General features: G+C 71.9%; 20 protein-coding genes. 14 read left to right on the plus strand and 6 right to left on the minus strand.

Annotation, left to right across the window (positions count from 1 at the left end):
- Positions 1 to 33 precede the first annotated feature (33 nt).
- The 3 genes from C2L59_RS23185 (at position 34) to C2L59_RS23195 (ending at position 3,540) form a co-directional block, all read left to right on the plus strand.
- Complete coding sequence (locus tag C2L59_RS23185; RefSeq protein WP_103351617.1) at positions 34 to 1,275, plus strand: aminotransferase class I/II-fold pyridoxal phosphate-dependent enzyme; 1,242 nt, start codon at positions 34 to 36, stop codon at positions 1,273 to 1,275.
- A 116-nt stretch (positions 1,276 to 1,391) separates the two neighbouring features.
- Positions 1,392 to 2,369 carry a ferritin-like domain-containing protein gene (locus C2L59_RS23190; protein ID WP_103351618.1) on the plus strand — a complete coding sequence of 326 codons (978 nt, stop codon included), beginning with the start codon at positions 1,392 to 1,394 and terminating at the stop codon, positions 2,367 to 2,369.
- Positions 2,370 to 2,433: 64 nt separating this feature from the next.
- Positions 2,434 to 3,540, plus strand: coding sequence for an NAD(P)/FAD-dependent oxidoreductase (locus tag C2L59_RS23195; protein ID WP_103351619.1), 1,107 nt, complete (start codon positions 2,434 to 2,436; stop codon positions 3,538 to 3,540).
- A 167-nt stretch (positions 3,541 to 3,707) separates the two neighbouring features.
- Here C2L59_RS23195 and C2L59_RS23200 read toward each other — a convergent pair whose 3' ends face one another.
- Positions 3,708 to 4,757 (minus strand): LacI family DNA-binding transcriptional regulator, encoded by a 1,050-nt coding sequence (locus C2L59_RS23200; RefSeq protein WP_103351620.1) that lies wholly within the window; start codon positions 4,755 to 4,757, stop codon positions 3,708 to 3,710.
- A gap of 161 nt (positions 4,758 to 4,918) precedes the next feature.
- On the opposite strand from C2L59_RS23200, the gene C2L59_RS23205 reads away from it, so the two are divergent.
- The 4 genes from C2L59_RS23205 (at position 4,919) to C2L59_RS23220 (ending at position 9,451) form a co-directional block, all read left to right on the plus strand.
- On the plus strand, positions 4,919 to 6,199 hold the full coding sequence (locus C2L59_RS23205) for an extracellular solute-binding protein (protein ID WP_103351621.1): 1,281 nt from the start codon (positions 4,919 to 4,921) through the stop codon (positions 6,197 to 6,199).
- Positions 6,199 to 7,119: a carbohydrate ABC transporter permease gene (locus tag C2L59_RS23210; protein WP_103351622.1), complete on the plus strand. Its 921-nt coding sequence runs from the start codon at positions 6,199 to 6,201 to the stop codon at positions 7,117 to 7,119. Before C2L59_RS23205 ends, C2L59_RS23210 begins: the two co-directional genes overlap by 1 nt.
- An 8-nt stretch (positions 7,120 to 7,127) precedes the next feature.
- Positions 7,128 to 8,015 carry a carbohydrate ABC transporter permease gene (locus C2L59_RS23215; RefSeq protein WP_103351623.1) on the plus strand — a complete coding sequence of 296 codons (888 nt, stop codon included), beginning with the start codon at positions 7,128 to 7,130 and terminating at the stop codon, positions 8,013 to 8,015.
- Between the two features lie 134 nt (positions 8,016 to 8,149).
- Positions 8,150 to 9,451 carry a GH1 family beta-glucosidase gene (locus C2L59_RS23220; RefSeq protein WP_233223647.1) on the plus strand — a complete coding sequence of 434 codons (1,302 nt, stop codon included), beginning with the start codon at positions 8,150 to 8,152 and terminating at the stop codon, positions 9,449 to 9,451.
- Between the two features lie 55 nt (positions 9,452 to 9,506).
- On the opposite strand, the gene C2L59_RS23225 is transcribed toward C2L59_RS23220, so the two are convergent.
- Positions 9,507 to 11,303 (minus strand): long-chain fatty acid--CoA ligase, encoded by a 1,797-nt coding sequence (locus C2L59_RS23225; RefSeq protein ID WP_103351624.1) that lies wholly within the window; start codon positions 11,301 to 11,303, stop codon positions 9,507 to 9,509.
- Positions 11,304 to 11,430: 127 nt separating this feature from the next.
- On the opposite strand from C2L59_RS23225, the gene C2L59_RS23230 reads away from it, so the two are divergent.
- Genes C2L59_RS23230 through C2L59_RS23255 form a run of 6 tightly spaced genes read left to right on the plus strand, consistent with a single transcriptional unit; the run spans position 11,431 to position 15,653 of the window.
- Positions 11,431 to 11,841: a polyketide cyclase / dehydrase and lipid transport gene (locus C2L59_RS23230; protein WP_103351625.1), complete on the plus strand. Its 411-nt coding sequence runs from the start codon at positions 11,431 to 11,433 to the stop codon at positions 11,839 to 11,841.
- Between the two features lie 11 nt (positions 11,842 to 11,852).
- Positions 11,853 to 12,647, plus strand: a complete 795-nt coding sequence (locus tag C2L59_RS23235) for a metallophosphoesterase (RefSeq protein ID WP_103351626.1) — start codon at positions 11,853 to 11,855, stop codon at positions 12,645 to 12,647.
- Between the two features lie 27 nt (positions 12,648 to 12,674).
- Positions 12,675 to 13,112: an SRPBCC family protein gene (locus C2L59_RS23240; RefSeq protein WP_003074379.1), complete on the plus strand. Its 438-nt coding sequence runs from the start codon at positions 12,675 to 12,677 to the stop codon at positions 13,110 to 13,112.
- A 1-nt stretch (position 13,113) separates the two neighbouring features.
- The gene (locus C2L59_RS23245; RefSeq protein WP_103351627.1) at positions 13,114 to 14,241 is read left to right on the plus strand and encodes an ArsA family ATPase; all 1,128 of its coding nucleotides are present in this window, start codon (positions 13,114 to 13,116) and stop codon (positions 14,239 to 14,241) included.
- Positions 14,238 to 14,699 carry a hypothetical protein gene (locus C2L59_RS23250; protein WP_103351628.1) on the plus strand — a complete coding sequence of 154 codons (462 nt, stop codon included), beginning with the start codon at positions 14,238 to 14,240 and terminating at the stop codon, positions 14,697 to 14,699. Before C2L59_RS23245 ends, C2L59_RS23250 begins: the two co-directional genes overlap by 4 nt.
- A 15-nt stretch (positions 14,700 to 14,714) precedes the next feature.
- Positions 14,715 to 15,653: an ROK family protein gene (locus C2L59_RS23255; protein ID WP_003074370.1), complete on the plus strand. Its 939-nt coding sequence runs from the start codon at positions 14,715 to 14,717 to the stop codon at positions 15,651 to 15,653.
- A 450-nt stretch (positions 15,654 to 16,103) separates the two neighbouring features.
- Here the strand turns inward: C2L59_RS23255 and C2L59_RS23265 are convergent, their stop codons facing one another.
- Positions 16,104 to 16,580, minus strand: coding sequence for an SMI1/KNR4 family protein (locus C2L59_RS23265; protein ID WP_103351629.1), 477 nt, complete (start codon positions 16,578 to 16,580; stop codon positions 16,104 to 16,106).
- 26 nt (positions 16,581 to 16,606) lie between these two features.
- On the opposite strand from C2L59_RS23265, the gene C2L59_RS23270 reads away from it, so the two are divergent.
- The gene (locus tag C2L59_RS23270; protein ID WP_103351630.1) at positions 16,607 to 17,449 is read left to right on the plus strand and encodes an NUDIX hydrolase; all 843 of its coding nucleotides are present in this window, start codon (positions 16,607 to 16,609) and stop codon (positions 17,447 to 17,449) included.
- Here C2L59_RS23270 and C2L59_RS23275 read toward each other — a convergent pair.
- From C2L59_RS23275 to C2L59_RS23285, 3 genes are read right to left on the minus strand one after another with little or no spacing between them, the layout of a single operon-like run.
- Positions 17,446 to 18,585: a glutamate--cysteine ligase gene (locus tag C2L59_RS23275; protein ID WP_103351631.1), complete on the minus strand. Its 1,140-nt coding sequence runs from the start codon at positions 18,583 to 18,585 to the stop codon at positions 17,446 to 17,448. The genes C2L59_RS23270 and C2L59_RS23275 overlap by 4 nt on opposite strands.
- Positions 18,586 to 18,595: 10 nt before the next feature.
- Positions 18,596 to 19,123, minus strand: coding sequence for a hypothetical protein (locus tag C2L59_RS23280; RefSeq protein WP_103351632.1), 528 nt, complete (start codon positions 19,121 to 19,123; stop codon positions 18,596 to 18,598).
- Positions 19,120 to 19,887 (minus strand): carboxylesterase, encoded by a 768-nt coding sequence (locus C2L59_RS23285; protein WP_103351633.1) that lies wholly within the window; start codon positions 19,885 to 19,887, stop codon positions 19,120 to 19,122. Before C2L59_RS23285 ends, C2L59_RS23280 begins: the two co-directional genes overlap by 4 nt.
- Between the last annotated feature and the right edge of the window lie 77 nt (positions 19,888 to 19,964).

The following is a 19,964-nucleotide window of genomic DNA, read 5'->3' on the forward strand; positions in this document are numbered from 1 at the left end:
AATGGTATCGACACCGGGTTTAGCGTTGACCCCATGACCACTGCTTCCGTCGACGTCGACACGGCCCGCAGCGAGTACGCGGCCCTGGTCGGCCGAGGCCTCTCCCTGGACATCACCCGCGGCAAGCCGTCCCCCGAGCAGCTCGGCCTTTCGAACGCGCTGCTCGGCCTCCCCGGCGACGGCACCTTCAAGGCCGAGGACGGCACCGACGTCCGCAACTACGGCGGCCTCAACGGCCTGCCCGAGCTGCGCCGCATCTTCGCCGGCGCGCTGCAGGTGCCCGCCGCGCAGCTGCTGGCCGCGGGCAACTCCAGCCTCGAGCTGATGCACGACGCCGTCGTCCAGGCCCTGCTGAGCAAGGTCCCCGGCGCCGAGCGCCGCTGGGCCGACGAGCCGCAGGTGAAGTTCCTCGCGCCGGTCCCGGGTTACGACCGCCACTTCGCGCTCACCGAGCGGTTCGGCATCGAGCTCGTCGGAGTCGCGATGACCGACGAGGGCCCCGACATGGACGCGGTCGAGACGCTGGTCGCCGAGGACGCGAGCGTCAAGGGCATCTGGTGCGTGCCGAAGTACAGCAACCCCACCGGGGTCACGTTCAGTGACGACGTGGTCAAGCGGCTCGCCACCATGCGCACCGCGGCGCCGGACTTCCGGATCTTCTGGGACAACGCCTACGCCGTGCACCACCTCACCGACGCCGAGCCGGAGCTGGCCGACCTGCTGGCCCTGGCCACCGAGGCCGGCCACGCCGACCGCGTCTTCGTCTTCGGCTCGACCTCGAAGATCACCCTCGCCGGCGCCGGCGTCGGCTTCTTCGGTGCCTCCGAGGCCAACCTCGCCTGGTGGACCGGCAACGTCGGCAAGCGCACGATCGGCCCGGACAAGGTCAACCAGCTGCGCCACGCGCACTTCCTCAAGGACGAGGAGGGCGTGCGCGCCCACATGCGCAAGCACGCCGAGATCATCGGCCCGAAGTTCGCCGCCGTCGACCGCATCCTCGGCGAGGAGCTGGCCGACCTGGCGTCCTGGACCAAGCCGACCGGTGGCTACTTCATCACGCTGACCGTCCCGCAGGGCACCGCGAAGGAGGTCGTGCGGCTGGCGAAGGAGGCCGGTGTCGCGCTGACCCCCGCCGGGGCGACCCACCCGCACGGGAACGACCCGGCCGACGCGGTCATCCGCATCGCGCCGACTTTCCCGAAGCTCGCCGAGGTGGAAGAGGCCGTCCGCGCGCTGGCCGTGTGCGTCCGGCTCGCCGTCGCGCAGCGCAGCTGACCAGGCAAAACGGAAGTCGATCAAAAATTTTCCCGGTTTGACCGAGCCGGGGGGCGCCCTCGTACGTATGACCGGTGGGTGAGGTGGACGAACTCGTCACGAGAGGACGTCCCCCGGTGTTCGGAAAACGCTACACAGAGCAGCTGATCGAGCGCAGCGCGGAGAACGCGACCGACCGCCGCCGCTTCCTCAAGGCTGCGGGAGCGGCGGGGCTCGGCGTCGCGGGTGCCGGCGCGCTCGGCACGGCGCTGTCGCTGGGCCTCGGCTCGGCGGGTGCCACGTCGCAGTACGGTGCGCAGGGAGGTGACAAGGCGAAGGAGGCGGCGAGCGACGCCGCCGTGCTGAACTTCGCGTTGAACCTCGAGTACCTCGAGGCGAACCTGTACTCGTTCGCCGTCTACGGCTACGGGCTGAACGAGAAGTACGTCAACGGCGTCGGCAACCTCGGCAAGGTGTCCGGCGGGCACGCGGTCAAGTTCAAGAGCGAGCACACGAAGCAGCTCGTCCAGGAGATCGCCGGCGACGAGGTCGCGCACGTCAACTTCCTGCGCAAGGCGCTCGACAAGGCCGCCGTCGCGCAGCCGGAAATCGACTTCCAGAACAGCTTCACCGCGGCCATGCAGGCCGCCGGGGTGATCAAGCAGGGCCAGACGTTCGACCCGTTCGGCAGCGAGAACAACTTCCTGCTCGCCGCCTACCTGTTCGAGGACGTCGGCGTGTCCGCCTACAAGGGCGCCGCCCCGCTGGTCAACAACAAGACGTTCCTCGACGCGGCCGCGGGCATCCTGGCCGTCGAGGCCTACCACGCCGGGATCGTCCGGTCGGCGCTGTTCGAGCGCGGCCTGGGGGACATCACGAACAAGATGTCCGACGCCCGCGACAGCCTCGACGGCAAGGCCGACGACGACGAAGGCGTCATCAAGGACGGCAAGGCGAACCTCGTCCCGGCCGACGCCAACGGCATCGCGTTCGGGCGGTCCGCCGAGCGCGTGCTCAACATCGCGTACCTCAACCCGGACAAGGTGTCTTCGGGTGGCTTCTACCCGCGCGGCCTGAACGGCGACATCGCCACCAGCGGTGCGAAGGAGAAGTAGGCGCCGCGTGCCGCCGTCACGGTAACGTCGACGACGGCGGCACGCGGAGTCGAGGGGGCGCGAAGTGCGGGTACTGGTCGCGGGTGGCGGGATCTCGGGCACGGTGACGGCGATGGCGCTGCGGCTCGCCGGGCACGAGGCGATCGTGTACGAGGCCTACCCCGCGGGTGGGGACGACATCGGCGCGTTCCTCACGATCATGCACAACGGCATGGACGCCCTGCGCGCGATCGGCGCCGACGGGCCGGTGATCGACAGTTCCTTCGCGGCGTACGGCGTCGAGCTCGTCGCCCCGAACGGGGAGACCGTCGGGCGGCGCGAGTTCGACACCGAAGGTCTCGACGGCCCGCGCACCCTGACCCGCGCGACGCTCTACGGCGTCCTGCAGGACGAAGCCGCGCGCCGCGGTGTCCCGCTGGAGCGCGGCCGCCGGCTGGTGGGCGCCCGGCCGGGCCCGGACGGGATCACGGCGGAATTCGCCGACGGCACCACGTCGACCGGTGACGTCCTGGTCGGCGCGGACGGCCTGCGTTCGGTGGTCCGGCGGCTGATCGACCCGGCGGCGGACGAGCCGCGGTACACCGGGCTGACCGTCGTGTACGGCTACACGCGCGCGCCCGGGCTGCCGGCAGCACCGGGGATCTACCGGATGGTCCGCGGCAGCCGGGCGGCCTTCGGGTTCACCACGGACCCGGATGGCGCCACGTTCTGGTTCGCCCGCATCCCGGACCCCGAGCGGTCCCGCGAGGACATCGCGGCGGTGACCCCGGCGGGCTGGCGCGAGTTCGCCCACGCGGCGTTCGACGGCGACCCGTTGCCCTGCACGGACATCATCGCGGCAACCGGCGACGAGGTGTTCGGCGGCCACTCCTACGACGTCCCGGAGACGCGGGTGTGGTCGACGCCCGAGATGGTCCTCGTCGGCGACGCCGCGCACGCCGCATCACCGGCCGCGGGCCAAGGGGCGTCGATGGCGCTGGAGGACAGCGTGGTGCTGGCCCAGTGCCTGCGCGACCTGCCGGACCCACCCTCGGCTTTCGCGGCGTACGAAGCACTTCGCCGCGAGCGGGTGGAGAAGCTGGTGAGGGCGAGCGCGGGCGGAGACGTCGGCGAGGAACGCGGCTGGCTGTACTCGCACCACATCGACTGGGAAGCCAAGATCACCGGTTAGCCCCGCTCGCCCCCCGCCGCCCCAATGTGGCGTTGGTGGCGTCCAGCGCACCCAATGTGGCGTTCGGTGCGTCCGACGCACCCAATGTGGCGTTGGGTGCGTCCGACGCACCCAATGTGGCGTTCGGTGCGTCCAACGCACCCAACGCCACATTGGGGCGCTTTGGCCTAGCGGACCGGGCGGGAGCCGCACGAGCCGCGGATCACCAGCTTCGTCGGCAGCTGCACCGGTTCCGGCACCTCCGCGCTCCCGATCATCCGCAGCAACGCGCCCGCCGCCGCGGTGCCGAAGCCCGGCTTGTCCTGGGCCACCGTCGTCAGGGCCGGGTCCACCAGGGACGCCACCTCGATGTCGTCGAACCCCACCACCGCCAGGTCGGCCGGCACCCGCAGCCCCGCCGCGCGGGCCGCCAGCAGGGCACCCACCGCCATCTCGTCGCTCGCCGCGAACACCGCCGTGGGCGGGTCCTTGCGGGCGAGCAGCCGCCGCATGCCGACGAAGCCGCTCTCCCGGTAGAAGTCTCCCGTGATCACCAGGTCCTCGCGCACCGGCAGGCCCGCCTCGGCCAGGCCGCGCAGGTAGCCCTCGGTGCGGGCGGTCGCCGGGGCGTTGCCGCGCGGGCCGGTGATCGTCGCGATGCGGTGGTGGCCCAGGGCCGCCAGGTGCCGGACCGCCGCCGCCGCGCCGCCGGCGTTGTCCGACGTCACGTAGGTCGCCCGCGGGCCGGCCAGCGCCACGTCCACGGCGACGCACGGCAGCCCCGACTGGGCGAACGCCGTGAACGCGTCGGCGTCCGTCCCGCTGTCGATCAGCACCAGCCCGGCCAGGTGGTGGCGCCGGGTCATGCTCACGTAGGCGAGCGGGTCGGCCAGTGACACGCCGGGGTGGCGGTCGCGGGCGTCGTCGCTCGTCGCCAGCATCAGCAGGTGGTAGCCGTGCGAACTCAGCGCGGACTTGAGGCCCAGCAACAGGTCCTGCAGGAACGGGTGCCGCCAGCCGGGCCGCCGGTGGTCGGTGTCCCAGACCAGCCCGACCATCGCCGACTGCTGCCGCGACAGCGCGCGCGCCGACTCGTTCGGCGAGAAATCGAGGTCCCGCGCCACGCGTTCGACGCGTTCGCGCGTCGTCGCGCTGACCGTGGTCGGGCGGTTGAACACCCGCGACACGGTGGCGACGGAAACCCCGCAGAGCTGCGCGACCTCGCGAGCCGTGACCATGGTGTTCTCCGTTCTTGTAACCGGTTACATCATTAGCACACCATCTCAGGCTGCGTAAACGCCGGAGTGGGTTATCATTTCGTTACTTGACGGATGGCTGCTGGGAGCGCTCTCATGGGACCCGCGTTTTCCCGACCGGCCCGTAGAACAACGGAGATCTCATGCGCCCGAAAACGAGAAACCGCCGGATCCGCCTGCTCGCCGGGGTGGGCGCCACCCTGGTCGCGCTCACCGCGCTGAGCGCCTGCGGGGACAGCGGTGCCGCCGGTGGCAAGGTCAAGCTGAGCCTCGGCCTGTTCGGCAACTTCGGCTACACCGACCTGATCAAGGAGTACCAGGCGGCGCACCCGGACATCGAGGTCACCGAGCGGACCGCCGCCTACTCCGACCACCACAAGAACCTCGCCGCGCACCTGGCCACCGGGGCCGGCGCCGCGGACGTCGAGGCCATCGACACCGGGTACGTCGCCCAGTTCAAGGCGACGCCGGACAAGTTCGTCGACCTGAACACCGTCGGCGGCGACCAGCTCAAGGACCGCTGGCTGGGCTGGAAGTGGGCGGCCTCGCTGGCCAAGGGCGGCCAGCAGATCGGCTACGGCACCGACGTCGGCGGCCTGGCCATCTGCTACCGCCGCGACATGTTCAAGACCGCCGGGCTGCCCGAGGACCGCGACGCGGTGTCCGCGCTCTGGCCGACGTGGCAGGCGTTCTTCGAGACCGGCAGGCGCTTCCAGGCGCAGGCGCCGAACGGCGTCAAGTTCATGGACGGCGGCCCGACCGTGCTCAACGCGATCGTCGGGCAGGCGCCGCAGGGCTACTACGACCAGAACGACAAGATCATCGTGGCCGACAACCCGGCGCTGCGCCAGGGCTGGGACCTCGTGGTCGACGCGGTCAAGGCGAACCTCAGCGCCGGCCTGCTCTACAGCACGCCGCAGTGGAACACCGGCTTCACCCAGGGGCAGTTCGCGACCGTCACCTGCCCGGCGTGGATGATGACCAAGATCAAGGACCAGGCGCCGGACACCGCGGGCAAGTGGGACGTCGCGGCCGTGCCCGGTGGGGGCGGCAACTGGGGCGGTTCGTACCTGACCGTGCCGAAGCAGGGCAAGCACACCAAGGAAGCCGCCGACCTCGCCGCGTGGCTGACCGCGCCCGAGCAGCAGGCGAAGGTGTTCACCAGCAAGGGCCTGCTGCCGTCGGCGCCGTCGCTCTATGCCGACCCGAAGATCACTTCCTACACCAATCCGTTCTTCACCAACGCGCCCGTCGGCAAGGTCTTCACGGATGCGGCGAAGAAGCTGAACCCGCAGTACCAGGGCCCGAAGGCCGGCGACGTGCAGACCGAGTTCGGCAACGCGATGCAGCGCGTCGAGCAGGGCAAGCAGGACGGCCCGGCGGCGTGGCAGCAGCTGGTCGGTGACGTCGCGAAGATCAAGTGATGGCGCTGACCTTCGCCGAGCGGCGGCAGAAGTGGGACGTCAAGCTGTCGCCGTTCGGTTTCATCAGCCCGTACTTCCTGATCTTCGGCGTCTTCGGGTTGTTCCCGCTGCTCTACACGGCGTTCGTGTCGCTGCAGCAGCGCAACCTCATCGACGCCGAGGGCGCGAAGTTCATCGGGTTCGGCAACTACGAGCAGCTGCTGTTCCACGACCCGTACTTCTGGAACTCGATGGGGAACACGGTCAGCCTGTGGCTGCTGACCACGGTCCCGCAGATCCTGTTCGCGCTCGGCATCGCGCACCTGCTCAACCGGCGGCTGCGCGGGCGGATGTTCTTCCGGATGGGGATGATCCTGCCCAACATCACCTCGGTGGCGGCGGTGACGATCATCTTCGCGCAGCTGTTCGGCCGGGACTTCGGGCTGGTCAACTGGGTGCTGAGCTGGTTCGGCGCCGGCCAGGTCGACTGGCAGGCCGGCACGGCCAGCTCGCACACCGCCATCGCGGCGATGGTGGTGTGGCGCTGGACCGGCTACCACGCCCTGATCTTCCTGGCGTCGATGCAGGCGATCCCGTCGACCATGTACGAGGCCGCCACCCTCGACGGCGCCAAGGGCTGGCAGCAGTTCTGGCGGATCACCGTGCCGCTGCTGCGGCCGCAGATCATCTTCTCCACGGTGATCGCGACGACCGGGAACATGCGGCTGCTCGCCGAGCCGCTCCTGTTCAACCCCGGCACCGCGGCCGCCACCGGCGGCTCCGACCGGCAGTTCCAGACCGCCGCGCTCTACCTCTACGAACAGGGCTTCACCAAGTACGACTTCGGCTACAGCTCGGCGATCGCGCTGATCCTGGCCGTGGCCACGATGCTCGTCGCGGGCCTGTCGTACCTGGTGACCCGGCGGATCCAAACGGACTGAGGAGCGACATGACTTCCGTGCTGACCCCGGCCGCGCCCGCGCCGCCGGCCGCCTCGCCCGGACGGCTCCGGCGGATCTCCCGGCGGGTCGCGAGCCCGTGGACCTACGCCGCGCTCATCGCGATCCTGGCCGGCTCGGCGTTCCCGGTGTACTGGTCGTTCGTCGTCTCCTCGCAGACGACGGAGGCGGTCGGGAAGGTGCCGCCGGTGCTCGTGCCGGGCGGGCACCTGTTCGAGAACATCGCCCGCGTCTTCGACGAGACGGACTTCGCGCTGGCGCTGGGCAACTCGCTGATCGTCGCGGGCACGATCACCGTCTCGGTGGTGCTGTTCTCGACGCTGGCCGGGTTCGCCTTCGCCAAGATGCGCTTCCGCGGGCGGACCGCGCTTTTGCTCGTCGTGGTCGCCACCCAGGCGATCCCGACCGAGCTGGGTGTCGTCCCGCTGTACATGATGATGGCCGACTTCGGGTGGGCCGGGCAGCTGCAGGCGGTGATCGTGCCCGGCCTGGTCACCGCGTTCGGCGTGTTCTTCATGCGCCAGTACTTCGAGCGGGCGCTGCCGCTGGAGCTGCTGGAAGCCGGGCGGATGGACGGCTGCGGCTCGCTGAGGCTGTTCTGGCACGTGGCCTTGCCGGCCGCCCGCCCGGCCGCCGCGGTGCTCGGGTTGTTCACGTTCATGCAGGCGTGGAACGACTTCTTCTGGCCGCTGGTGGTGCTCGTGCCGGAGAACCCGACCGTCCAGACCGCACTGTCCACACTGGCCAGTGGCTACACCACCGACTACACGCTCGTGCTCACCGCCGCCACCATCGGCACCGTCCCCGTCCTGATCGTGTTCCTGCTGTTCGGCCGCCAGATCGTCGGCGGCATCATGCAGGGCGCGCTCAAGGGCTGATTCCCCGGGAGCAGACAGTGACCAGCAGTGACAACCGGGGCTTCGCCCCGGGCCGGGGGCCTCGCCACCCGGACCCCCGAAAAGCCGGCTTCCCGCCCGGTTTCCGCTGGGGCGTCGCGACTTCGGCGTTCCAGATCGAGGGCGCCACCACCGCGGACGGCCGCGGACCGTCCATCTGGGACACCTTCGCCGCGGTGCCCGGCGCGGTGGCGGGCGGCGACACCGGCGAACCGGCGGCCGACCACTACCACCGCTGGCCGCAGGACCTGGCCCTGCTGACGGACCTGGGCGTCGACTCCTACCGGTTTTCGGTGTCCTGGCCGCGGATCCAGCCGGACGGGCGCCGCGCCGAGCGCCGCGGCCTCGACTTCTACCGGCGGCTCGCGGAAGGGTTGCGGGAGAGGGGGATCGAGCCGTTCCTGACGCTCTACCACTGGGACCTGCCCCAGGCCCTGGAAGACGAGGGCGGCTGGCGGAACCGCGACACGGCGTCGCGGTTCGCCGACTACGCGGCCCTGGTGCACGCGGAGCTGGGCGACCTGGTCGAGCACTGGACGACGCTGAACGAGCCGTACCCGTGCGCGGTCGCGGGCTACGGCGAAGGCCGCCACGCGCCGGGGGCACGGGAGGGCGACGGCGCGCTGGCGGCCGCCCACCACCTGCTGCTCGGCCACGGCCTGGCGGTGCGCGCGATGCGGGCGCTGGCCCTGCCCCACCACCAGTTCGGCATCGTGCTGAACCAGTCGCCGGCGGTGCCGGTCTCGGATTCGGCGGCGGACACGGCCGCAGCGGCCCGCCAGGACACGCTGCTGCGCCGCCAGTTCACCGATCCCCTGTTCGGCGGCCGCTACGCCCCGGGACTGGCGGCGATGTTCAGCGGGGTCTCGGACTTCTCGTTCCGCCACGACGACGACCTCGAGACGATCGCCGCGCCCCTGGACTACCTGGGCGTCAACTACTACTACCGCCTGCACGTCGCGGACGCCCCGCACCGCGAGCCGGACCCGGCCCTGCGCACGGTGGCCGACATCGGGGTGGACACCACGCGCCTGCCGGACGTCCCGCGGACGGGCATGGGCTGGCCGGTGGAGCCGGAGGGCCTCACCGAAGCCCTGGTCGGCCTGCACAACCGCTACCCCGGCCTGCCGCCGGTGTACGTCACGGAGAATGGCTGCGTGTACGCCGACCGCAGCGATTTCGCGGACTACGAGCGCATCACGTTCCTGAACGAGCACATCGAGGCGGCCCGCACGGCCGCGGCGGCCGGGGTGGACCTGCGCGGCTACTTCTGCTGGTCACTGCTGGACAACTTCGAGTGGGCGCACGGGTACAAGCACCGGTTCGGGCTCGTCCACGTGGACTACGAGACGCAAGAGCGCACACCGAGGTCGAGTTACCGCTGGTACCGCGACTTCATCGCGGCCCAGCGGGGCTGAAGGCGCCACGCGCACGCCGGGCACCACGAGCAGTGGTGCGACGACCGCCACCGACCTACTTCTTGTACAGCCCTTCGATGTCGGTGGCGTAGTTCTTCGAGACCACGTTGCGCTTCAGCTTCAAGCTCGGCGTGATCTCGCCACCGGCTTCGGTGAAGTCGTTCGCCAGCACGGTGAACTTCTTGATCGCCTCGGCCTTGGACACCGACTTGTTCGCCTCGTCCACCGCGGCCTGGATCTCCGCCAGGAGGTCCGGGTCCGCGGCCAAGTCCGCCACCGTCGCCGAAGAAGGCTTGCCGTGCTGGGTCTTCCAGGACGGGAAGTACTCCTCGTCCACCGTCACCAGTGCCGCGATGAACGGGCGCTGGTCGCCCACCACCATCGCCTGGCTGATCAGCGGGGACGCCTTGATCGTGTCCTCGAGGCCGGACGGGGCGACGTTCTTGCCGCCCGCCGTCACGATGATCTCCTTCTTGCGGCCGGTGATCTTCAGGAACCCGTCGGTGTCCAGCTCGCCCAGGTCGCCGGTGTGGAACCAGCCGTCGGTGAGCGCTTCCTTCGTCGCCTGCGGGTTGTTGTAGTACGCCCGGAACACGACGTCGCCCTTGAGCAGCACTTCGCCGTCCTCGGCGATGCGGACCGACGTGCCGTTGACCGGCTTGCCGACCGTGCCGACGCGGAACGCCGTCTGGGTGTTGACGTTCGCCGCCGCGGACGTCTCGGTCAGGCCGTAACCCTCGAACACCGGGACGCCGATGCCGCGGAAGAAGTGCGCCAGCCGCGCACCCAACGGCGCGCCGCCGGACACCGCCGCGACGCAGCGGCCGCCGAGGGCCGCGCGCAGCTTGCCGTAGACCAGCTTGTCGAACACGAGGTGCTTCAGCTTCAGCGCGAACCCGGCGCCGCCGTGGTCCTGCGCCTGGCTGTACTCGACCGCGACCGCCTCGGCGGCGTCGAAGATCTTGCCCTTGCCGTCGCCGTGGGCCTTCTGCTTCGCCGAGTTGTAGACCTTCTCGAACACGCGTGGCACGGCGACGACGAACGTCGGCCGGAACGTGCCCAGGTCGGCGACCAGGTTCTTGACGTCGGGGGTGTGCCCGAGGGTGACGCGGGCGGTGAGCGCGGTCACGGCGATCGCGCGGGCCAGCACGTGCGCCAGCGGCAGGAAGCACAGCAGCGAGTTGCCCTGTTCCATCAGCTGCGGGAACGCCTCGATGTCGGCGCGGATCTCGGCCAGCAGGTTGCGGTGGGTCAGCTCGACGCCCTTGGGGCGGCCGGTGGTGCCCGAGGTGTAGACGATGGTGGCGAGCTCGTCCGCGGACACCTCGCGGCGCCGGTCGTGCAGCTCGTCGTCCGACAGCGAAGCGCCCAGCGCGGAGAGTTCCTCGACGGCGGGGGAGTCGCCCTCGATCTGCCAGGTGGTGGCCAGGTCGGTGAGCCGGTCCCGGATCTCCTCGACCGCCGCCGCGTGGCCGTTCGTCTCGACGAACACGCCCTTCGCAGCCGAGTCGGAGAGGATCCAGTACACCTGTTCGGGGGAGGACGTGTCGTAGATCGGGACGGTGACCGCGCCGGCCGCCCAGATCGCGAAGTCGATCAGCGTCCACTCGTAGCGCGTCTTCGACATGATCGCGACGCGGTCGCCGCGGCCGATCCCGGCCTTGGCCATGCCCTTCGCCACGGCCAGCACCTCGGCCGCGAACTCCTTGGCGGTCACGTCCAGCCAGCTGCCCTCGACCTGGCGGCGGAAGCTCACCACGTCGGAGAACCGCTCGGCGTTCGCCCAGACGACATCGGACATGTTCTCGTCGTCGGCCACCGGCTTGCCGGCGGGAGCGCTGTATTCGCGCACGTGGACCTCCGTGTTCAACGCGTGCGGCAGGCGACACCGCTGTTACCCGCCAGTCAACTTAGCGTGGTGAGCACCTTAAGACCATGCTGATCGCCGTCGCGCGGCGAGGCCGTGACATTCTTCGCACGTGACCGCGCCACCCTCCCTCGACATCGTCGACGAGACCTTCCTCGCCGTGCCACCGGCCACCGTGGCCGCGGTCTTCGCCGAGCCGGCGTCCTGGCGGCGCTACTGGCCCGACCTGGTCCTCGAGGTCTACACCGACCGGGGCGACAAGGGCCTGCGCTGGACCGTGCGGGGCGCGCTCGTCGGTACGATGGAGGTCTGGCTCGAGCCGGTGCTCGACGGCACCCTGCTGCACTACTTCCTGCGGGCGACGCCTGCCGATGCGGCCGGGACGCCGCGTGCGCTGGGTCCGCGCGAACTGCGCCGGGAGTTCGACCGGCGGGCCCGCGCGGCGAAGGCGATCGCGCTCGGGCTGAAGGAGATCCTGGAGGACGGGCGCGAGCCCGGGGTTCCTCCGCGCGGCGAGGGCTAAGGGGACCAGGGGTGCGAGTTCACGTCGTCTCGGACGTGCACGGCAACGCCGACGCGTTGAAGCGGGCGGGCGACGGGGCGGACGCCCTGGTCGTGCTCGGCGACCTGATCGACTTCGTCGACTACCGCGACCACGAGAAGGGCATCATGGGCGCCCTGTTCGGCGCGGACAAGGTGGGCGAGTTCGCCCGCCTGCGCCGCGAGGGCACCCGTGACGAAACCGTTGCCTACTCGCGCACGCTCTGGGCGGGCCTCGAAGACCCGGCCGGCGCGGTCGACGAGGCCGTCCGCGCCCAGTACGCCACCCTCTTCGCGGCGATGACCGCGCCGACCTACGCCACCCCCGGCAACGTCGACACCCCGGACCTGTGGCCCGAGTTCGCCGGCGAGGGCATCCGGGTGCTGGACGGCGAGGTGGCCGAGATCGGCGGCCTGCGGTTCGGGTTCGTCGGCGGCGCGCTGCTGCCCGACGGCGTCGTCCCGCGCCGCCGCAAGGGCGCCGCCTGGCGCCCCTACCTGCGGGATCGCGAGGACTACGACCGGAGCGTGGCCGCACTGACCGACGTCGACGTCCTCTGCACGCACGGCCCGCCGGCCCTGCCCGAGCTGGTCTACGACGTCGTGGCGCGGCGCAGCGAGATCGGTTCGGCGGCGTTGCTGGAGCTGATCCGGGTGCAGCGGCCGCGCTGGTCGGTGTTCGGGCACGTGCACCAGCCGCTGGCGCCGCGCGCCCGGGTCGGCCTGACCGAGTGCCGTAACGTGGGTCACTTCAAGGAGACCGGGCAGCCGTACGTGCTGCGCTGGTGACCAACCGCGGCGGCTACGCTTCGACCCATGGCCGAGCAGTCCACACAGTCCATCGAGGTCGACGCCGAGCCCAGCCGGGTGATGGCCGTGATCGCCGACTTCCCCGCCTATCCGGAATGGGCCAAGGCCGTCCGGGAGACCGAGGTCCTCGACACCGACGCCGGCGGGCGGGCCAAGCAGGTCAAGCTCACCCTCGACGCGGGCCCGATCAAGGACGTCTACACCCTCGAATACGACTGGGACGAAGACGGCCTCGGCGTCAGCTGGCACCTGGTCAAGGGCCAGATGCAGAAGGCGCAGAACGGCCGCTACGCGCTGGCCGACCTGGGCGGCGGCCGGACGCGGGTCACCTACACGCTCTCGGTCGAGCTGGCGCTGCCGATGATCGGCCTGCTGCGCCGCAAGGCCGAGAAGATGGTCATGGACACCGCGCTGAAGGAGCTCAAGAAGCGGGCTGAGGGGTAGCGTGCGGATCCTGCTGTTCACCGGCAAGGGGGGTGTCGGGAAGACCACGCTGGCCGCGGCCACCGGCGCCGCCCTCGCCGCCCGCGGCAGGAAGACCCTCGTCGTGTCCACCGACCCGGCGCACTCCCTCGGCGACGCGTTCGCCCGGCCGCTGGGCGCCGAGCCGTCCGAAGTGGACACCCTGCTGTCCGGCGTGCAGATCGACTCGCGCACCCTGGTGGACGCCACCTGGGCCGGCCTTCGCGGCGAGCTGCGGGCGGTGCTGGCCGGTGCGGGCCTGGACGACCTCGACGCCGAAGAACTCACCGTGCTGCCCGGCGTCGACGAGCTGCTCGCGCTGACCGAGGTGCGGCGGCTGGCCGAGGACGGGCCGTGGGAGACGGTCGTCGTCGACTGCGGGCCGACGGCCGAGACGCTGCGGCTGCTGGCCCTGCCCGAGGCCTTCTCCGGCTACCTGACCCGCGTGTTCGGGCGCCGCGTCACCGAGCCCGTGCGTCGCCTCGGCGCCCACCTCGACGGCCTGCGCGGGCTGCTCACCGACCCGGCGGTGACGACGGTCCGGCTGGTCCTGACCCCGGAGCGGGTGGTCGTCGCCGAAGCGCGGCGCACGCTCAGCTCGCTGGCCCTGCGCGGCATCGCCGTCGACGGGCTGATCGCGAACCGCCTGATGCCCGCGCCCGGGATGTGGCGCGGCGCCGCCGCGTCGTGGCTGCGGACGCGCCGCACCCAGCAGGACGCCGTCCTCGCCGGGCTGGCCGCGGCCGGGATCACCCCGGTCACCCGGGTCGAGCACCGCGCCGCCGAGCCGGTCGGGCTGCCCGCGCTGCTGGAGATCGCCGCCGAGCTGTACCGCGACGGCGACCCGCTCGACGGGAACGGCACCCCGGTGACCCCGCTGCTGCGCGTGCGGCCGGGCCCGGCCGGGTACACCCTGCGCGTCGCGATCCCGCTGGCGCGGGACGCCGAGGTCGACCTCGCCCGCGTCGACGACGACCTGGCGATCACCGTGGACGGCTTCCGCAGGCTCATCGCCCTGCCGGAGCCGCTGCGGCCGTGCCGGATCACCGGCGCGGAATCCGACGCCGACGGCCTGGTCGTGCACCTGGCCGGGAACCGGGGACGCGGGTGAGCGAAGAGGAACACGGGCCGCGCCTGGCGGAGGAGATCCGCCTGCTCGCCGAGCTGGTCGCGGAGAAGGCGGCGCCGTGGCTCGACGGGGTGCTCGCCGCCGGGCACGGCAGCTTTTCGGGGGTTCCGGGTGGCGGAGCCCCCGGCTCGGGGCGAAGCCCCGGGGATCACAGCACCCCTGACGAGGCGAACCCGGACGGTTCGGCGTGCGGCTGGTGTCCGCTGTGTGCGATCGTCGCCGTGGTGCGCGGTGAGCGGCCCGAACTCCTCGTGCGGCTGACCGAGCAGCTCGCCCAGCTGGTCGCCCTGCTGCGCGCGGTGCTCGCGGACCGCTGGGAACCGGAGGAGGGCGTGCACATGCCCGGGTTCAAACCCGCACCGCGGCCCGCCGCGGACGCCACGGTGCCGGCCAGGGTGCAGCACATCGCCGTCCGCCGGCGCGACGAGTGGGAGAGCTGAGTGCGGACGATAGGGGTGGACGTCGGCGGGACGAGTGTCCGGGCCGGCGTGGTGGACGAACGCGGCTCGCTGCTCGACACGGCCCGCGTCGCGACGCCGACCGAGGAAGGCGCCCTCGAGGACGCGATCGCCGGCGTGGTCGAGGACCTGCGCAACCGCCACGAGGTGGCCGGGGTGGGCCTGGCCGTGGCCGGTTTCGTGGCGCGCGACCGCCGGTCGGTGATGTTCGCCCCGCACCTGGCCTGGCGCGGCGCCCCGGTGGCGGACCGGATCGAGAAGCGCGTCGGCCTCCCGGTGCTGCTGGAGCACGACGTCAACGCGGCCATGGTGGGCGAGCACCGCTTCGGCGCGGCCCGCGGCGCCCACGTGGCGGCACTGGTGGCCCTGGGCACGGGCATCGGCGCCGGGCTGCTGCTGGACGGCAAGCTGTTCCGCGGCGCGTACGGAGTGGCCCCGGAGCTGGGGCACCTGACGGTGGTCCGCGGCGGCCGCCCCTGCCCGTGCGGCAAGTACGGCTGCTGGGAGCGCTACTGCAGCGGAACGGCCCTGGCGGCCACGGCGGTGGAGCTGCTGGCCCGCCACCCGGGCCGTTCGACGGTGCTGGCCCCCCAGGTGGCGGGCGACCCGGGCTCGGTGACGGGCCGCCGGGTGGCGGGCGCGGCCCGGGACGGCGACCCGATCGCCCAGCTGGCGATGGCGGAGCTGGCCAAGTGGCTCGGCGAGGGCCTCGCCCTGGTGGCGGACGTGTTCGACCCGGAGATCATCGTGATCGGCGGCGGAGTGTCGGAGTCGGCGCCGTTGTTCTTGGACGAGGCCCGCGAACACTACGCGGGCGCGATCACGGGCGCGAGGCACCGGCCCCTGGCGAGGATCCGCACGGCCCACCTGGGCGACGACACGGCGATCGTGGGCGCGGCGGCCTTGGCGCTGGAGGCGGCGAAGACCCCGGTCTGACCCTGTGGATGGCACCCGCCGCAACCAGACGGCGATCGTGGGCGCGGCGGCGCTGGCGCTGGAGGCGGCGAAGACCCCGGTCTGACCTGGTGGGGGTGCCCGCGGCAACCAGCTCCGCGCGCACGGAACTGTCGGTGCCTCCCGGTAACGTGGAAACCGGGGGCGGGCCCGCGAGGGGTTCGCCCGTTCCCGGCACTGGGTACTCCCCGGCCATGGGGATCGCGATCGGGCTCGGGGCGTGCTGCTGCTGGTGGCCGTGGCAGCGGTCGTGCGCCGGAAGACCCGCCGCCGGTGGGTGGACGTCACCGCGTCCCAAGTGGCGCTCGCCGGCTGGGTGGTGGCCGCCCACTTCCTGCTCCAGCCCCTGATCCCCGCCTCGGTGCTCGCCGTGGTCATCCTCGCCGGCAGCACGCTGGCCATCCTGCTCACCGCCGTCATCGGCGGCCGCGCTCACTCCTCGGGGAAGCCGGCCGACGGCACCAGGCCCTCGGCGAACGCCCGGAACGTCGGCGCCAAGGCCAGCTCGGCACCCAGCTCCACGTCGAACCACGTCACCGACGGCTCCGCGGACTTTCGGTAGTCCAGCGCGATCCACGTGTGGCCGTCGCCCGACAGCACCACCACCCGCTTCGGCAGGTCCCACTCGCCGCTCAGGTACGGCGAGTCCAGCAGCGACAGCCGGCCGCCGACGCCGAGCAGGTGGTCGAACGGCACGTGCGTGTCGCTGTACGACGTCGGCGCGCTCGTCGGGAAGGCGTCGAACGGGGCCGCCACCGTGCCGCCGTTGCGCAGGCCGAGCAGTTCGCCCAGCTCGAGCGGCAGCCGAACGCCCAGTTCGCGGCCGGCGTGGGCGAAGGTGCGGGCACTCAGCGGCTCGCCGGGGCCGGCGTCCCAGAAGGTGGGCTTGAGCCGATCGAACGGGGTCACGCCCGCGAGTGTGACAGGCTGGCCGGGTGAGTGCCCCCACCGCGAGCGTGTTCGTCAAGTGCTCCTGCGGGCACGTCCACTGGGGCCGCTACGGTGCCGCCGGCCTGCTGCTCGTCGACCCCGCCCGCGGCGTCCTCCTGCAGCGCCGGGCCTGGTGGGTGCACCACGGCCGGACCTGGGCGCTCCCCGGCGGGGCCATCGAAGCCGGCGAAACGGCGCGAGGAGCGGCCGCCCGCGAAGCGTTCGAAGAAACGTCCATCCCCGCCGATGCCTTCCGCGCCGTCTCGGCCTCCGTGGTGGATCATGGGGACTGGAGCTACACCACCGTCCTCGCCCTCGCCGAGGGCGCCGAGGCGCGGGTCGCCAACACCGAAAGTGCGGAGGTGCGCTGGGTGGATCCCGACGACGTCCCCGGGTACCGGCTGCACCGCGACTTCGCCGCCGCCTGGCCGGACCTGCGCGAGCGCGTCGGGCAGGAGCTCGTCCTGGTCGTCGACGCGGCCAACGTCGTCGGCTCGCGCCCGGACGGCTGGTGGCGTGACCGGCACGGCGCCGCCGAGCGCCTGCGCGACCAGCTCGCCAAGCTCGCCGAAGCCGGCGTGCCGGACCCCGGGGACCCGGCCGTCAGCTGGTGGCCGCGGATCATCCTGGTCGTCGAGGGCCAGGCCAAGCACGTCACGCCGGCGACCGGGGTCGAGGTCGTCGCCGCGGACACCGACGGGGACTCGAAGATCGTCGAAGTCGTCGCACGGCAGCAGGCCAGGGTCCTGGTCGCGACGGCCGACCGGGAGCTCAAACGCCGCGTCGAAGCGCTCGGCGCGGAAATCCTCGGCCCCGGCACCCTCCGCCGGCAGCTCGACGAGCTCTAACCGCGAAGGATCCCTTCGCGCATCTCGGCGACCAGGGACGCCGTCACCGCCTTGAGGCTGCCCTTGTGCCGTTCCGCCACCGCCCGCTGCCGCCGGTAGCTCGGCCCGTGCCGCAGGATCGTCTCGACGTCGCGCAGCTCCGCCACGCAGTCCAGGCGCCGCGCCACCGGCTCCAGGCGGTCCAGCAGGTCGGCCACGTCGTCGGTGACCAGCCGTTCGCGCCCCGCCGCGTCCAGGATGACGATCGCGTCCGTGCCGTAGCGCGCCGCGCGCCACTTGTTCTCCTGGACGTGCCACGGCGGCAGCGTCGGCAGGATCTCGCCGTCTTCGAGGCGCTCGACGAAGTCGTCCACCAGGCACTGCGTCAGCGCCGCGATCGCGCCGACCTCCTGCAGCGTCGGCAGGCCGTCGCAGACGCGCATCTCGATCGTGCCCAGGTGCGGGGCCGGCCGGATGTCCCAGCGGATCTCCGAGAAGTGGTCGATCACGCCGGTGGTGAACATGTCCTCGACGTAGCTCTCCAGCTCCGCCCACTTCCGGAACTGGAACGGCAGCCCGGCCGTCGGCAGCTGCTGGAACATCAGCGCCCGGTTCGACGCGTACCCGGTGTCCTCGGCGCCCCAGTACGGCGACGACGCCGACAGCGCCTGCAGGTGCGGCGCGTAGTTGAGCAGCGCGTCGAGGACCGGCAGCACCTTCTCGCGGTGGTCGACCCCGACGTGGATGTGCACGCCGTAGATCAGCATCTGCCGGCCCCACCACTGGGTCCGGTCGATCAGCTTGGCGTAGCGCTCCTTGTCGGTGACCTTCTGCTGGTACCAGTTCGAGAACGGGTGCGTCCCGGCCGAGAACATTTCCACGCCGAGCGGGTCGGCGATGCCGTGCACGACGTCGAGCGAGTCGTTCAGGTCGGCCTTGATCTCGGCGATCGTGTCGCAGACGCCGGTGATGATCTCGATCGTGTTGAGCAGCAGCTCCTGCTTGATCTTGGGGTGCTCGGCCTGCCCGTCGGGCCGGACGGCGTCGAGGATCTGCTCGGCCACCGAGGACAGCTCGCCGCTGCGGCGGTCGACCAGGCCGAGCTCCCATTCCGCGCCGACGGTCGATCGCCGCGAAGGGCTGAACTCGATGTGCATCGCCGTCGCGTCAGACCTGGGCGCCGTTGCTGGGGTCCGCGCCGGGCGGCGGACCCTGCCGCACGCGCAGCAGCAGCAGCGCGATCGCCGTCGCGAGCGCGAGGATGCCCAGCGGCGTCGCCACCGTCGGGCCGACGCCGATCGCGCCGGGCAGGATCAGCAGGAACAGCCCGGCCAGGAACAGCAGGAGGATGAGGAACGCGCCCATCTTCGGCCGGGGCAGCGGCGGCGGCTCCGGCGGCACGTAGTGCTCGTCGTCGTCCGCCGGGTCGTCGGAGAACATCGTGGTGTCCCACGACGTCCCTCCGCCGGACCGCCAGCCGGGGTCCGGCGTCGAGTCGGCGGCCGGCGGCTCGGCGGGCCGGTCCGGCGTCTTCCGCGGCTCGTTCCCGGCCCCGGTGGCGCCGGCGCTCTCCGTGGTGCCGGTGGTGTCGGCGGTGTCGTCTTCGGGCAGCCCGAACCCGCCGGCGCGCAGGTCGGCGACGATCTCGGCGAACGTCGCGTCGACGTCCTCCGGCCCGTCCTTCCCCCGGCTCATGCGGTCTCCTCCGGCTGGGCGGCGTGCGCCTGCGCGAACTCGACGCTGCGCGTGAAGATCACTTCGGCGTCGTTGTCCTGCGTCGCCACGTGGTAGCTGTTCTCCAGCACGACCTCGGTGACGTCGGTGCTCGAGACGCCCTGCAGCACCAGCTGCGAGTTCACCGGCTCGACGACGTGGTCGACCGACGAGTGCAGCAGCAGCACCGGCTGCGTCACTTTCGCCAGGTCGGCGCGCACGACCGTCCACAGCTTCGCCAGGCTCGCGGCGGCCCGCACCGGCGTGCGCGGGTAGGCCAGCTCCGTCTCGCCCGGCTTCTTGATGTCGTTCGCGATCGCCGGCACCGACGGCACGATCCGGCCCAGCACCGGCAGCAGCCGCGTGTCCCACTTCAGCCGCGTCACCGACGGGTTGACCAGGACGATCCCGGCGATCCGGTCGCCGAACTCCTCGGCCAGGCGCAGCGTGAGCGTGCCGCCCATGGACAAGCCGCCGACGAACACGGTCCGGCACGTCGAGAGCAGCGCGAGCAGGGCCTCGCGGACGGCGCCGTACCAGTCCTCCCACGTCGTGCGGTTGAGGTCCGGCCAGCGGGTCCCGTGTCCCGGCAGCAGCGGGCAGCGCACCGTGAACCCGGCCTCGGCCAGGTGGTCACCCCAGGCCCGCATGCTCGCCGGGGTACCGGTGAACCCGTGGCAGAGCAGGAACCCGGTATCGGCCGAACCGGTGTGGCCGAACGGTTCCGCGCCGGCGAGCACGCCCATGCGATCGCCTTCCGTGTGAGCGGGGCAGTCCCTCCATGCTCTCACGGCCGGCGGACGTTGTGGGGGTCCGCCCGGGC

Origin of the sequence: Amycolatopsis sp. CA-128772, assembly GCF_002904295.1 — a bacterium.
Classification (GTDB): Bacteria; Actinomycetota; Actinomycetes; order Mycobacteriales; family Pseudonocardiaceae; genus Amycolatopsis.

Excerpts from the sequence above, each read along its gene's own strand:
- C2L59_RS23205 (WP_103351621.1), top strand. The coding sequence starts at position 4,919 with ATGCGCCCGAAAACGAGAAACCGCCGGATCCGCCTGCTCGCCGGGGTG.
- C2L59_RS23240 (WP_003074379.1), top strand. The coding sequence starts at position 12,675 with ATGGCCGAGCAGTCCACACAGTCCATCGAGGTCGACGCCGAGCCCAGC.
- C2L59_RS23210 (WP_103351622.1), top strand. The coding sequence starts at position 6,199 with ATGGCGCTGACCTTCGCCGAGCGGCGGCAGAAGTGGGACGTCAAGCTG.
- C2L59_RS23200 (WP_103351620.1), bottom strand. The coding sequence starts at position 4,757 with ATGGTCACGGCTCGCGAGGTCGCGCAGCTCTGCGGGGTTTCCGTCGCC.
- C2L59_RS23280 (WP_103351632.1), bottom strand. The coding sequence starts at position 19,123 with ATGAGCCGGGGGAAGGACGGGCCGGAGGACGTCGACGCGACGTTCGCC.
- C2L59_RS23275 (WP_103351631.1), bottom strand. The coding sequence starts at position 18,585 with ATGCACATCGAGTTCAGCCCTTCGCGGCGATCGACCGTCGGCGCGGAA.
- C2L59_RS23215 (WP_103351623.1), top strand. The coding sequence starts at position 7,128 with ATGACTTCCGTGCTGACCCCGGCCGCGCCCGCGCCGCCGGCCGCCTCG.
- C2L59_RS23185 (WP_103351617.1), top strand. The coding sequence starts at position 34 with ATGACCACTGCTTCCGTCGACGTCGACACGGCCCGCAGCGAGTACGCG.
- C2L59_RS23285 (WP_103351633.1), bottom strand. The coding sequence starts at position 19,887 with ATGGGCGTGCTCGCCGGCGCGGAACCGTTCGGCCACACCGGTTCGGCC.